This window comes from Rhodoferax sp. GW822-FHT02D07, from assembly GCF_058802405.1.
Genome location: NZ_JBXAOD010000009.1, coordinates 25,580 through 38,669 on the forward strand (window position 1 = coordinate 25,580; position 13,090 = coordinate 38,669).

Consider the following 13,090-nt stretch of genomic DNA (forward strand, 5'->3'; position numbering starts at 1 on the left):
TCGTTTGGCTTTCATGGATTTTTTGCTCATCATCGTTTTGACCCTGTTGAATGGCGCTTTCGCCATGTCCGAGCTGGCACTCACCGCCAGCCGCAAGATCCGGCTACAGACCATGGCCGAAGCAGGGGACAAAGGGGCCAAGGCGGCCCTGGCCTTGATGGATAACCCCACCCAGTTTCTCTCTTCCGTGCAGGTCGGTATCACCTCCATCGGCATGCTCAACGGCATCGTCGGCGAGGCCGCCTTCAGCGACAACCTGGCCGCTTGGCTGCGCAGCATGGTCAGCATCTCCGACCGTGCGGCCGAAATCTCGGCCACCGCCATCGTGGTGACCATCATCACTTTCATCACCATTTTGTTTGGCGAGCTGGTGCCCAAGCGCATTGGTCAGCTCTACCCCGAGACCGTGGCGCGTGTGGTAGCCCTGCCCATGACCTGGGTGGCCACCGGTGCCAAGCCCTTTGTGCGCCTGCTCTCCATGTGCACCCACGGCATGCTCAAGCTGCTGCGCATCGACGCCAGCGACACCCGCTCGGTGACGCAGGCGGAAATCTCTGCCAGCCTCGAAGAAGGGGTGGACGCCGGCATCATCGAAGAGCACGAGCACCAGATGGTGCGCAACGTGTTCCGTCTGGATGACCGCCCCCTCACCTCCATGATGCTGCCGCGCACCGATATTGCCTGGCTGGATGGCAGCCAGACTGTGGCGCAAAGCCTGGCCCAGGCGGGTGCCAAGGCTGCGCATGGCGGCCACTCTTGGTACCCGGTGTGCCGTGATTCACTGGACAACGTGGTGGGCCTCATCAGCGTGGCGCGCCTGCTGGAGCTGGGTGCGGACCATGCAGGGCCCATCGAAGACGTGGTGGAGCCTGCCGTGTTTGTGCCCGAGACGCTCAGCGGCATGGAGCTGATCGAACAGTTCCGCGTCAAATCCGCGCGCATGGTGTTTGTGGTGGATGAGTACGGCGTGGTGCAGGGCCTGATCACGCCGCACGACCTGCTCGAAGCCATTACCGGCGAGTTGCAGCCCGATGCCCAGAACGAGGCTTGGGCTACGCTGCAGGACGACGGTTCCTGGCAGCTTGACGGCCTGATGCCCCTGGCCGAACTGAAAGCCCGGCTGGAGATTGACGATGCCTTGCCAGACGAAGAGCGTGGCCGCTACAACACGCTGGCCGGTCTGCTGATGGCCGTCTCCGGCCACTTGCCCGAGCCTGGCGAGCGCATTGCCTGCGCTCACTGGCTGTTTGAGGTGGTCACGCTGGAAGGCCGCCGCATCGACCAAGTGCTGGCCCGCCGCACTCTGAACGACTGAACCTGCTCCGGTTTACAGGCGCCCGGTCAGCTTGTAGGCCACGATGCCCACCAGTTCGTGCAGGGCGTTTTGCCAGTCCATGGCGCCGCCGCCCAGCGCAAAGTCCGTCCAGTCGCTGTCTGCGCCGGTGCGAAAGTCCACCGGGTACGCCGTCACGTTCCAGCCCGCCTTCGCAAACGTGGCCATGGAGCGGGGCATATGCGATGCAGAAGTGACCAGCAACCAGCGTTGTGTCGGGTCCACGCCGGGCAGCTTGGCGGTCAGGACGGCGTTCTCGTAGGTGTTGCGCGAGGCAGATTCGTATTGCACCTGTGAATCCTTGACGCCCAGGCTGTCAAAGAAAATCTTGGCGCGTTCGGCCTCCGTCTGCCCCACGCCCATGAGCATGCCTTCACCGCCCGTAAACACCACGCGCAGGCCCGGGTTCTGGCGCAGCAACGCCACGGTGGCCGTCATGCGCTCGCCTGCATCATTGAGCATGGGCTGCACATGGGCCATCTGGGTGCGGCCAGATTCCAGCCCTCCGCCGAGTACCACCACACCCACATAGCCTTCCAGCTTGGCGTCCGGTGCCATCTCGGTGTAGCGGTTTTCCAGCGCGCGCAGCACGGCCTCAGGCAAGGGCTTCCATGCCGTCACCAACATGCCCAGCAGCGCCAAGGCCACCAGCGCGCGGCTGATCCGCGGGCGCCGTTTTGCATACAGCAGGCTGAGCACCAGCACTACAAACACCCAGACCAGCGGTTGCGTAATCAGGGCAAGAATCTTGGAGAGAATGAACATGGGGAGGGGCTTGCTTACTTGTTGTCTTCCGGCATGGGCCGCGCCTGCTGCAGCGTGCTTTCCACCGCCTGCTTGATCTGCTGTTGCACCTGCTGGCTTTGCTGCTGCGGGGTAGCGGCAGGCGCGGCGCCGGGGACCACACTGGCCGTGGGGCTCAGCTGTTTCTTGGCCAGCACGCCGACGATGGCGAGCACGATGAGCAGACCGACAATTCCAAATATGGCACGCATGGCAACCCCTTCTGTGAAAAAACCCGCTGACCTTGCGATCAACGGGTTTCAAGAATGGTGCCGGAGAGATGAATCGAACACCCGACCTTCTCATTACGAATGAGCTGCTCTACCGACTGAGCTACACCGGCAACGTAGCCCGCCATTATAGCGGGCGGGCCACTTCGGTCAGGCGGCTTCAGCGTGGTAGCGCGTGACGCGGTCGACCTCGTTCTTGCTGCCCAGGATCACACTCACGCGCTGGTGCAGCTGGGTGGGTTGGATGTCGAGGATGCGCTGTTTGCCATCCGTGGCGGCACCGCCTGCTTGCTCAATCAGCCAGCCCATGGGGTTGGCCTCGTACATCAGGCGCAGCTTGCCGGGTTTGTGGGGTTCGCGCTTGTCCCAGGGGTACATGAAGACGCCGCCCCGGGTGAGGATGCGGTGCACATCGGCCACCATGCTGGCAATCCAGCGCATGTTGAAGTCCTTGCCGCGCGGGCCTTCCTTGCCTTGCAGACATTCGTCGATGTAGCGCTTCACGGGTGCGTCCCAATGGCGCATATTGCTCATGTTCACCGCGAACTCCTGGGTGTCTTCCGGCACGCGCACGTTTTCCTGCGTCAGCACAAAGGAGCCTTGCTCACGGTCCAGCGTGAACATGGCCACGCCATCGCCCACGGTCAGCACCAGTGTGGTTTGCGGACCGTAGATGCAGTAACCAGCGGCGACCTGCTGGTGGCCGGGTTGGAGGAAATCCTGCTCGCTGACGGCGGGCCCTTCGGGTTCCTTGTGCAGCACGCTGAATATGGTGCCGATGCTCACGTTCACATCGATGTTGCTGGAGCCATCCAGCGGATCGAACATCAGCAGGTATTCACCCTGCGGGTAACGATGCGGCACCACGTAGATGCCTTCCATTTCTTCGCTGGCCATGGCCGCAAGGTGGCCGCCCCACTCGTTGGCCTCGATCAGCACTTCATTGGCGATGATGTCGAGCTTCTTTTGGATTTCGCCTTGCACGTTTTCGCTTTCGGCCGCACCCAGAACGCCGCCCAGCGCGCCCTTGGTCACGGCCAGGCTGATGCTTTTGCAGGCGCGGGCCACCACCTCGAGCAGCAGGCGCAGCTGCGGCGGAATGGCGCCTTGGCCGGCGGCTTGGCCTTCGTGGCCGCGCTGCTTCTCGATGAGGTAGCGCGTGAGCGATATGCGTTGTGTCATGGGGAAAGTCCTTGGTTTTTTGAAAATCAGTCGGCCTGCTCGCGTGCGTCCAGCTCGGCCAAGATGGCCTGGGCTTCGTCCAGCAGGTCCTCGTCGTCGCTGGTCTGGGCAATGGCCACGCGCTGCTCAAACAGGGTACGAGCCAGGCTTGCGTCGCCACCCTCATGGGCGAGCACGCCTTGCTGGAACAGTGTGTCCAGAATGATGTCGTTGTCTTGCAGGGCCTGGCCCAGCGCCAGGCGCTGTTGCAGGTAGGTGTTGGCCTGGGCGTGGTCGCCCAGCTCGTAGGCGTTTTGCGCCAGGTTGTTGATGACGCCGGAGAGGCGCTGGTCGGTCGCAGTCCCAAAGGCCGCTTGCGCGTCGGTCAGCAGCTGCTGGTTGTGGGTCAACGCATCGGCGTAGCGTTCGGCCTCATGCAAGGCGTAGCCGATTTCTTCGCGGATGCCCAGTTTCTGCTCCAGGCTTAGCGTAGCGCTCTCGTGCGCCGACCATTCAGCTGCGGGCTGCAGTTGGGCGATGGCGGTGTCGTACGCCTCGGCCTCCAGGGCCGATTTGCCCAGGGCGTAATGCTGTTCATAGCGGTCTGTGGGGTTCAGTGCACCACGCGCCTCGCGGATCGCCAGTGCGCGCAGACCCAGGGGCAAGCCTTCGCTGTGTCGCTGGCGCTTGCCGTACACCACAAACTCCAGCCATAGCAGGTCGGCCAGCTCTGCAGACTCTGCACCCACCTTCTCGGCCAGGGGGCGCAGTGCTTCCAGGTCAGCCGACATGGCAGAGCCGCTGAACATGGCGTCCGCGTCGTACACGGTGTCGCGCAGCGGATTGAAACGCTGCGCGAACTTCTCGGCGGGGGAGGCGAATCCGAACAGGGCCATGGGCGTGCCCGCTGCTTAGTCGGCCAGCGCGCGGTCGACTACCTCGCGCACGTCGTTGCTGAGGTCGGCCTTGGCGGCCACGCGCACCAGCGCTTCGCGTGCGGCGCTGCGGTAGGGCTCGGCCAGCTTCTTCCAGCGGTCCAGTGCGCGGGCCAGGCGGGCGGCCACTTGCGGGTTGATGCCGTCGAGCTCGATCACACGGTCGGCCCAGAACACATAGCCTGCGGCGTCCGCGCGGTGGAAGCCACCGGGGTTGGCGCTGCAGTAGCTGAAGATGACGCTGCGCGCGCGGTTGGGGTTGCGGATGTTGAAGTCCGGGTGCGCCAGCAGCTGGCGCACGGCAGGCAGCACCTGGCCGCCGCGGTCGCTCGTTCCCGCCTGCAGGGCAAACCACTTGTCCAGCACCAGTGCTTCGTCCTTGAACAGGGCGTGGAAGCGGGCCAGTGCAGGCGCAGCCAGCGCGTGGCCGCTGCCCACCAGGGCGGACAGGGCGTTGAAGCGGTCGGTCATGTTGCTGGCGTCCTTGAAGCGCTGCAGCGTCTTGCCGGGCCACACCGCGTCACCGCTCTGCACGGCAGCCAAATTCAAGAAAGTGAGCGCCATGCCGGCGAGGGCACGGCGGCCGCTGGAGACGGGGTCAGGCCGGTAGGCGCCGTTGTCCTTGTGGGCCTCAAACGCCCATTCCCAGTCGGTCTGCAGGGCGGTGGCCAGTTGCAGGCGCATGGCTTCGCGCACGGCGTGGATGCGCTGTGGATCCACCACTTCCAGCTGTTCGGCGATGTAGGTTTCGCTGGGCAGGGTCAGCACCAGTTCTTTGAACGCGGCATCCAGCGTGGAGTGGCGCAGCACGGCGCGCATGGCGGCAATGTAAGCATCATTCAGGGGTTGAGCCCTCGTGGATTCTGCGCCAGCAGCTATTGAATTGATAGCGCTGCGCAGCGCCAGTCGCTGACCGGCTTCCCAGCGGTTGAAGGGGTCGGGGTCGTTGGCCAGTAGCGTGAGCAGCTGGGCATCGCTGTAGTCAAAGTCCAGTACCACGGGCGCTGAGAAACCGCGCAGGATAGAGGGAACGGGTTCCTCGGTCACGCCAGTGAAGGTGATGCTTTGTTGTGCAGCGGTCAGCACCAGCAAGTAGCTGTCGGCGCCATTCGCATGGCCGTCCTGGACGTGCAGTGGGAGCGCCAAGCCACTGGCCGCGCCCACCAGACCCAAGCTCACGGGAATCACAAAAGGTTCCTTGTTGGCCTGGCCCGGTGTGGGTGCGCAACTCTGGGTGAAGTGCAAGGTGTAGGTCTGGGCGCCAGCGTCGTATTCGCCACGGGCCGCCACGCGGGGCGTACCGGCTTGGCTGTACCAGCGCTTGAACTGCGGCAGCAAGGTCGCCAAGGGCGAGCCCAGGTTGGCGTCGGCGATTGCTTGCGCAAAGTCGTCGCAGGTGACGGCTTGGCCGTCAAAGCGCTGGAAGTACAGGTCCATCCCCTTGCGGAAACCGGCACGGCCCACCAGGATCTGCATCATGCGTACAACCTCGGCACCTTTTTCGTAGATGGTGACGGTGTAGAAGTTGTTGATCTCGATGTAGCTGTCGGGCCGCACCGGGTGGGCCATGGGGCCCGCGTCTTCTGGGAACTGGGCGGTGCGCAGCACGCGCACGTCTTCAATGCGCTTGACCGCGCGGGCGCTGGGCTCGGCGCACAGGTCCTGGCTGAACTCCTGGTCGCGGAAAACGGTCAGGCCTTCTTTCAGGCTCAGCTGGAACCAGTCGCGGCAGGTGATGCGGTTGCCGGTCCAGTTGTGGAAGTACTCATGGCCGACTACGCTTTCGATGTTGCTGTAGTCCACATCGGTGGCGGTGGCCTGGTTCGCCAACACGTATTTGGTGTTGAAGATGTTCAGGCCCTTGTTCTCCATGGCGCCCATGTTGAAGTCGCTGGTGGCGACGATCATGAAGCGCTCCAGGTCCAGCGGCAGGCCGAAGCGGGCTTCGTCCCAGGCCACGCTGGCCATCAGGCTGTTCATCGCGTGCTCGGTTTTGTCCAGGTCACCGGGGCGCACATAGACCTGCAGCAAATGCTCCTTGCCTGCGCGCGACACGATGCGCTGCTCGCGCGCCACCAGCTGGCCGGCCACCAGGGCGAACAGGTAGCTGGGTTTCCTGTGCGGATCCACCCACTTGGCGAAGTGGCGACCTTCGTCCAGGTCGCCGCTGTCCACCAGGTTGCCGTTGGACAGCAGCACCGGGTACTTGGCTTTGTCGGCGCGCAGCGTCACCGTGTACATGGCCATCACATCCGGACGGTCCAGGAAGTAGGTGATGCGGCGGAAGCCCTCGGCCTCGCACTGCGTGAAGAAGGACTCGTTGCTTACGTACAAGCCCATGAGCTTGGTGTTCTTCACGGGCGCGCAGGTGGTGAAGATTTCCAGCGCGAAGGGCTCGTTGCCTTCGGGCAGGTTTTCCAGCACCAGTTGGTTGTTCTCCATCTTGAAGCTGGTGCCCTGGCCGTTGACCAGCACGCGGGCCAGATTCAGCTCCTCGCCATCCAGACGCAGGGGCTGGGCTGCAACATCGGGGTTGCGGCGCAGCGTCATCTTGTTGAGCACGCGGGTCTTGGACGGGTCCAGATCAAAGCTCAGATCGACGGTGTCGATCCAGAAGGCGGGCGCAGTGTAGTCCGCGCGTTGGATCACCGTGACGGGGCCTGAGGCCTCACGAAGTTGCAACATGGTGGGTCTCCAGAAATTGGGATGTGATCAGGGCGTGGTAGTCGGGCACCACCGCCAGGACATGGGGGCCTTGCAGTTCTTCGGGCACGTGGCTGCTGGCGATGCCCACAGCCCGCATGCCGGCGCGGCGGGCCGCTTCGATGCCCAGCGGCGCGTCTTCAAACACGATGCAGCGCGCAGGGTCCACACCCATACGGCGCGCGGCCTCCAGAAAGATGGCTGGCTCGGGCTTGCCGGGCAGGCCCTCGTCGCCGCCCACGGTGGTCAGCGGGGCAATGGGCATGCGCAGGTGCTGGTAGGCAAAGGCCTGGTTCTGGCGGTCGCCCGCCGTACCCACACCCAGCTTGAGGCCGCGCGCATGTGCCAAACCAAAGAAGGCCTTGAAGCCCGCCACCTCGGCAAAGATGGGCGCAAAGATCTCGCGGTACACGGCCTCCTTGTCATGCACATGGGCCATGGCCTGCTCCACCGTCATCTCGGGCTGGTCGAACAGGTCGCGCATGCATTCCACACCGGTGCGGCCGGTGGTGCGGCGCATCAGGTCGGCAATGTCCACGTTCAGCCCCTGGCGCTGGGCGAACACCGCCCAGCTTTCCTTGTGCGAGGGCATGGAGTCGATCATGGTGCCGTCCATGTCAAAGATCAAAGCGTCCACCATGTCGTTCAGATACCTTGTTTGAGAGAAGCCTGGATGAACACATCCAGATCGCCATCGAGCACCTTTTGGGTGGCCGAGACTTCGACGTTGGTGCGCAGGTCCTTGATGCGGCTGTTGTCCAGCACGTAGCTGCGGATCTGATGGCCCCAGCCCACATCGGTCTTGCTGTCTTCCAGCTTTTGCTGTTCGGCCTGGCGCTTGCGCAGCTCGTGGTCGTACAGGCGGCTGCGCAGACGCTTCCAGGCCACGTCGCGGTTGCTGTGCTGGCTGCGGCCGTCCTGGCACTGCACCACGATGCCCGTGGGGATGTGGGTCAGGCGCACGGCCGAGTCGGTCTTGTTGATGTGCTGGCCGCCGGCGCCGGAGGCGCGGAAGGTGTCGGTGCGCACGTCGCTGGGGTTGATCTCGATCTCGATGGAGTCGTCAATTTCGGGATAGACGAAGACGGACGCAAACGAGGTGTGGCGGCCGCCCGAGCTGTCGAACGGGCTCTTGCGCACCAGGCGGTGCACGCCGGTTTCGGTGCGCAGGTGGCCAAAGGCGTATTCGCCTTCGATCTTGATGGTCGCGCTCTTGATGCCGGCGGTGTCGCCGTCGGTCAGTTCTTCCACATTGGCCGTGAAGCCCTTGCGTTCGGCGTACTTCAGGTACTGGCGCAGCAGCATGCTGGCCCAGTCGCAGGCCTCGGTACCGCCGGCGCCTGCCTGGATGTCCAGGAAGCAGGGCAGGGGGTCGGCCGGATTGTTGAACATGCGGCGGAACTCCAGGCCTTCGACGATTTCGGTGAGCTTGGCGGCCTCGGCCTCGATGGTGAGCAGGCCGGCCTCGTCGCCGTCTTCCTTGCTCATCTCGAACAGCTCGGTGTTGTCGGCCAGGTTGCTGGTCAGGTCATTGAGCGTGACGACCACTCCGTCCAGCAGCTTCTTCTCTTTGCCCAGTTCCTGGGCCTTTTTGGGGTCGTTCCAGACCGCGGGGTCTTCTAGCGATGCATTGACGGTGCGTAGGCGCTCGGCTTTGGCATCGTAGTCAAAGATACCCCCGAAGTTCCTGGGTCCTGCTTGTCAGGTCCGCCAGGGTGGTGCCAATCAGGTTGACGCGTTCTGCTTCGATCATGGTGTTCTCGTTCTTGGAAAGGGGAAAACACCGATTTTCTCATGCTTGGCGCCCCCCGGGCGCCCCTGGCATCAGCGGCCGAACAGGCCCTTGAGCACATTGCCCAGGCCGGGTACGCCGGGCACGGCAGGCAGCAGGGATTTGTTCTCCTGCGGCGCCTCCGGGCTCGGCGCTTCGGCCTTGGGGGCTGCTGCGGGTGCGCGCTGGCCACTGGAGCCATCCAGCGGCAGCATGGCCACGGATTTCACCCGCACGCGGGCTGCCCAGTCCGGCGCCCATGGAATCTTCTTGTCCGTGGGGCGGGGCGGGTGGGCCAGGTTCAGCTCCTGCCCGTAGGCGATGCCGCGCACCATGGCGCCATCGGCCTTGGCAAAAATGCCGGCCGGAATGGCGCACTGCGTCTGGCTGCCGGGCAGCAGGGTCTTGTCGGCCAGCCATTTGTCCAGATTGGCCGGGCTCAGGTAGTCCATCAGGCCCCAGCCGGGCTCGGGCGTTTCGGCCGAGCTCCAGAGCACCATCTCGTTGCCGCCATCCTTGCTGTCGCTGCCGCCCATGGCGCTGAGGAACACTGCGCGGGCATTGGGCTGGGCGGGCCAGCGCACCTGCGTGGCCTGGGCGCCGCCGCCACTGGCGCTCAGGCCCAGCGGGGGCATGAAGTCCTGCACCTGGTTGATGGTGAACTGCAGGCCGGCCGGAATGCCGTCGCCAGTGACCTGGTGGTCCCCCACCAACGAGGCACCCTTGGGCACCATCTGCTTGTTCTGGGCGTTGGGCCAGATGGCATGGCCGGGTGCGGCCACGGCACCGCGCTCGCGCGTGGCGCGTCCGCGCATGAATTGGGCGTAGTCCTCGGGCTTGGCGGTGGAAAAGTCCAGCACCTTGGGCTGGCCCGCGCGCACGGTCTCGCCGCAGCCCCAGTACAGCAGGATGCGGCCCTTGGGCTGCTCGGGCACGGACTCTTCGGTCTCGCCGCGCCCCTGGGGAATGGTGTTCTTGGTGGCCACGGGTTCGGGGGGCAACAGGGCCAGGCTGGGGCCCATGGTCATGCCGGCGGGGATGGCTTGCGTGCCCTGGGTGCCGGCGGGCTTGCGCTGGGTGGTGACGGCAATGTCCAACCAGCGGCCGGGCATCATGCCCTTGGTCGAGCCAAAGCTGTTCTCGCCCACGCCTTTCATGCCCATCATCCCGGCGGCCATGCCGCCGAGGCCGCCCAGAGCCGGCATCTCGTCCATCCCGGCCATGCTCATGGTGGCCACGTCCATCCAGTACTGCGCCACGGGTGGTTTGACGACCTGGGTCTGCGCATGGGCCTGGCCCATTGCCAAAAGCAGGGGGCTGAGCAGAAGGACTGTGCGACGGGGGGTGTGCATGGCGGGGGCTCCTGTGGCGTTTGCGTTGCATTATGGGTCCAGTGCATGACACAGGGCCATCGCTATGATCGCCGCACACCAATGACAAGGGCGGAGAGACGGCATGCAGAAAAAGTGGATGGGGCTTGGGGCGGCAGCGGGCGTTGCCCTCGTGGCGGGCGCTGTATGGTGGACGCAGCGTACGCCCGCGCCCGTGGCACAGCAGCCGACGACCCAGGTCAGCACGGTGGATGCTCGCCCGTTTTTGCAAGGCCTGCAGGACGTGTTGGCGGCCTATCGCCAGATCATCGTGCTGTTTGCCGATGAAAAGACCATGGCCGCCAATGAACGTGCTTTGGCCAATCAGGTGGGGCAGGGGCTGTTCCATGAAAACCGCCAGCGCGCGGTGGACCTGGAGGCCAAGCTGGAGGCGCTGACATCGGCCGGCAGCCCCCAGCGCTTCGAGGCGATAGCCGCCATGCTGGATTACGTGGAGAGTGATCCGGGCCTTTTTGATGCGGACCGGCTGGCGTTTCGCGAGTTGCTGCGCAGCCTGCAGGCCGATGTGGGGCGCGACTCCTCTTTGCCCGCCATCAAGCTGCACAAGCGCATCGGCGAAGACCTGGATGCACTCGCAGAGATCGAGCGCACCTACGAGAAAGAAATACGCCTTGTGTTCGGTCGCTTTGAGACGCGTGCCATCGACCTCAAACGCGAGCGCTGGGAGGACTACTTGGTCAAGCTCAAGACCCTGTACAGCCGCGAAATAATCCTCAAGGACTATGGCGTGGTGTTGCCCTATGCCTTGCCCAAGGAGCCGGTGGCCAAGAGCAAGAACGAGGATGAGGGCGAGGTGTTCGGCCACAGCCTCCCACCCAAGACCATCGTGCTCACCTTTGACGATGGCCCGCACGGCAGTTACACCCCCGAGATTGCAGCCATCCTCAAGCAATACGGCGCACCGGCCATCTTCTTCCAGGTGGGCAGCAACCTGGGCTCTGTGGCCGCGGATGGCAAGCCCAAACTCAACGCCAAGACGGCCGACGTCAGCCGCAAACTGCTCGACGCCGGGCATACGCTGGCCAACCACAGCATGACGCACGCGCAACTCTCCAAGCGCAGTGGTGACGCGCTCAAAACCGAAATTCTGGGTACGGACGCCTTGCTGCAGGCCGTGGACGCGCGGCGCTCCCCGCTGTTCCGCTTCCCCTATGGCGCGCGCAACGAAGAGGGCCTGGACCTGCTGGCGACGGCCCACCTGCGCTCCATCATGTGGAACATCGACTCCTTGGACTGGGCCGACCCGGTCCCCAGCGCCATTGCCGACCGTGTGCTACAGGCGGTGGCCAAAGAGGGGCGGGGCATTGTGCTCTTCCACGATATCCATGAGCGCACTGTCAAAGCCTTGCCTGCCGTGCTGGAGCGTCTGGTGGCCGAGGGTTACCAGTTTGCCGGCTGGGATGGCAAGGGTTTCACGGTGGCCAAAGGCGCGGCGGCTCCGTCTGCGGCGGTGCCCACTGCGGGCAATCCCGGCTACCGCGATTCCTGGGCCATCGTTATCGGCATTGACGACTACGCCAAGTGGCCCAAGCTGCAGTACGCCACGCGCGATGCCCAGGCGGTGCGCGAGACGCTGATCCAGAAGTTCGGCTTTCCTAGCGACCATGTGGTCTCGCTCACCAACAAGGAAGCCACACGCACCGGCATCCTCGCGGCCTTCCATGACAAGTTGGCCCACAGCGGCATGCAGAAGGGGGATCGCTTGTTCGTCTTCTTTGCGGGTCATGGCGCGACCCGGCAGCTCAGCTCCGGGCGCGATCTGGGCTACATCGTGCCCGTAGATTCGGACCCCAACCAGCTCGCCACCGATGCCATTCCCATGACCGAGCTGCAGAACATTGCCGAGAGCCTGACCGCCAAGCATGTGCTGTTTGTGATGGACGCCTGCTACAGCGGCCTGGGGCTTACCCGCGGCGGCGGCCCCGGCAACTTCCTCCGCGACAACGCCAAACGCCTTGGCCGCCAAATGCTGACCGCCGGCGGCGCGGATCAGCTCGTGGCCGATGGCGGGCCCAACGGACACTCGGTCTTCACCTGGGCGTTTCTGCAAGGCCTGTCCGGCAAGGGTGATTTGAATGGCGACGGCATCATCACCGCCACCGAACTGGCGGCCTATGTGGCGCCTGCGGTGTCGGCCGTTTCGCGCCAGACGCCCGCCTTTGGCAGCCTGCCCGGCTCGGAGGGCGGCGACTTTGTGTTCGAGATGCCGGTGGCCGACGAGTTTCTGAGCGGTCAGACGGCACAGCTCTCTGGTGACGCCATTGCGCTCAACAGCAAGCTTGACGCCACCCGCCCAGCCCTGCCTGTGGGCGATGGCAAACCTGCCACGTTGCCGGCCACCACCACGGTGGTGGTGAAAGACTTGCAGGGCGGGGAGCAGAAAATCGTCACCCCGCTGGCCGTGCCCAGCTCATCGCGCCAGTTGGCCCAGCGCGCCAACGACCGGGGCCTGCAGCTCTACAAGGAAAAGCAGTACGCCCTGGCCGAAGCCCAGTTCACCGAAGCACTCAAGCTGCGTCCCGACTTTGCCTTGGCGGCCAACAACCTGGGTTTTGTGTACTACAAGCAGGACAAGTTTGCCGAGGCTGCGCGCTGGTTTGAGAACACGGTCAAGATAGATCCGTCCCGTGCCGTGGCATACCTGAACCTGGGCGATGCCTACGCCAAGGCCAGCCAGGCAGACAAGGCGAAGAAAGCCTTCTCGACCTACCTGGAACTTGCGCCCAACGGCAGTGGCGCGGGCTACGCGCGCCAGCAGGTCGACAAGCTGTAAGCCTGGCGCC

General features: G+C 64.4%; 10 protein-coding genes and 1 tRNA gene. 2 read left to right on the forward strand and 9 right to left on the reverse strand.

Annotated features, from left to right (window positions below; all coding sequences use genetic code 11):
• Window positions 1–13 precede the first annotated feature (13 nt).
• The gene (locus AC1RNN_RS17915; RefSeq protein WP_493090859.1) at window positions 14–1,315 is read left to right on the forward strand and encodes a hemolysin family protein; all 1,302 of its coding nucleotides are present in this window, start codon (window positions 14–16) and stop codon (window positions 1,313–1,315) included.
• 12 nt (window positions 1,316–1,327) lie between these two features.
• On the opposite strand, the gene AC1RNN_RS17920 is transcribed toward AC1RNN_RS17915, so the two are convergent.
• From AC1RNN_RS17920 to AC1RNN_RS17960, 9 genes are all read right to left on the reverse strand, one after another.
• Complete coding sequence (locus AC1RNN_RS17920; RefSeq protein ID WP_493090858.1) at window positions 1,328–2,098, reverse strand: YdcF family protein; 771 nt, start codon at window positions 2,096–2,098, stop codon at window positions 1,328–1,330.
• Between the two features lie 14 nt (window positions 2,099–2,112).
• Window positions 2,113–2,328, reverse strand: a complete 216-nt coding sequence (locus tag AC1RNN_RS17925) for a hypothetical protein (protein WP_493090857.1) — start codon at window positions 2,326–2,328, stop codon at window positions 2,113–2,115.
• A 55-nt stretch (window positions 2,329–2,383) separates the two neighbouring features.
• A tRNA-Thr gene (locus tag AC1RNN_RS17930) sits at window positions 2,384–2,459 on the reverse strand.
• A gap of 37 nt (window positions 2,460–2,496) precedes the next feature.
• Window positions 2,497–3,528, reverse strand: coding sequence for a class 1 fructose-bisphosphatase (locus tag AC1RNN_RS17935; protein WP_493090856.1), 1,032 nt, complete (start codon window positions 3,526–3,528; stop codon window positions 2,497–2,499).
• Between the two features lie 26 nt (window positions 3,529–3,554).
• Complete coding sequence (locus AC1RNN_RS17940; RefSeq protein WP_493090855.1) at window positions 3,555–4,403, reverse strand: tetratricopeptide repeat protein; 849 nt, start codon at window positions 4,401–4,403, stop codon at window positions 3,555–3,557.
• Between the two features lie 15 nt (window positions 4,404–4,418).
• Window positions 4,419–7,127, reverse strand: coding sequence for an aminopeptidase N (pepN, locus tag AC1RNN_RS17945; RefSeq protein ID WP_493090854.1), 2,709 nt, complete (start codon window positions 7,125–7,127; stop codon window positions 4,419–4,421).
• A complete protein-coding gene (locus AC1RNN_RS17950) occupies window positions 7,111–7,785 on the reverse strand; it encodes an HAD family hydrolase (protein ID WP_493090853.1) in 675 nt (224 codons plus the stop codon). Before AC1RNN_RS17950 ends, pepN begins: the two co-directional genes overlap by 17 nt.
• Window positions 7,786–7,790: 5 nt before the next feature.
• Window positions 7,791–8,895, reverse strand: a protein-coding gene (gene prfB, locus AC1RNN_RS17955; protein WP_493090896.1) for a peptide chain release factor 2 whose coding sequence is annotated in 2 segments (ribosomal slippage) — window positions 7,791–8,813 and window positions 8,815–8,895 — 1,104 coding nt in all. Because the reading frame shifts where the segments join, the coding sequence is not laid out codon by codon here.
• Window positions 8,896–8,969: 74 nt separating this feature from the next.
• Window positions 8,970–10,268 (reverse strand): hypothetical protein, encoded by a 1,299-nt coding sequence (locus AC1RNN_RS17960; RefSeq protein ID WP_493090852.1) that lies wholly within the window; start codon window positions 10,266–10,268, stop codon window positions 8,970–8,972.
• A gap of 103 nt (window positions 10,269–10,371) precedes the next feature.
• Here AC1RNN_RS17960 and AC1RNN_RS17965 point away from each other — a divergent pair, with 103 nt between their 5' ends.
• Complete coding sequence (locus AC1RNN_RS17965) at window positions 10,372–13,080, forward strand: polysaccharide deacetylase family protein (protein ID WP_493090851.1); 2,709 nt, start codon at window positions 10,372–10,374, stop codon at window positions 13,078–13,080.
• Window positions 13,081–13,090 lie beyond the last annotated feature (10 nt).

Bases quoted from the DNA above. Each gene is read 5' to 3' on its own strand.
- AC1RNN_RS17915 (WP_493090859.1), top strand. From the start codon at position 14: ATGGATTTTTTGCTCATCATCGTTTTGACCCTGTTGAATGGCGCTTTC.
- AC1RNN_RS17920 (WP_493090858.1), bottom strand. From the start codon at position 2,098: ATGTTCATTCTCTCCAAGATTCTTGCCCTGATTACGCAACCGCTGGTC.
- AC1RNN_RS17925 (WP_493090857.1), bottom strand. From the start codon at position 2,328: ATGCGTGCCATATTTGGAATTGTCGGTCTGCTCATCGTGCTCGCCATC.
- AC1RNN_RS17935 (WP_493090856.1), bottom strand. From the start codon at position 3,528: ATGACACAACGCATATCGCTCACGCGCTACCTCATCGAGAAGCAGCGC.
- AC1RNN_RS17940 (WP_493090855.1), bottom strand. From the start codon at position 4,403: ATGGCCCTGTTCGGATTCGCCTCCCCCGCCGAGAAGTTCGCGCAGCGT.
- pepN (WP_493090854.1), bottom strand. From the start codon at position 7,127: ATGTTGCAACTTCGTGAGGCCTCAGGCCCCGTCACGGTGATCCAACGC.
- AC1RNN_RS17950 (WP_493090853.1), bottom strand. From the start codon at position 7,785: ATGGTGGACGCTTTGATCTTTGACATGGACGGCACCATGATCGACTCC.
- AC1RNN_RS17960 (WP_493090852.1), bottom strand. From the start codon at position 10,268: ATGCACACCCCCCGTCGCACAGTCCTTCTGCTCAGCCCCCTGCTTTTG.
- AC1RNN_RS17965 (WP_493090851.1), top strand. From the start codon at position 10,372: ATGCAGAAAAAGTGGATGGGGCTTGGGGCGGCAGCGGGCGTTGCCCTC.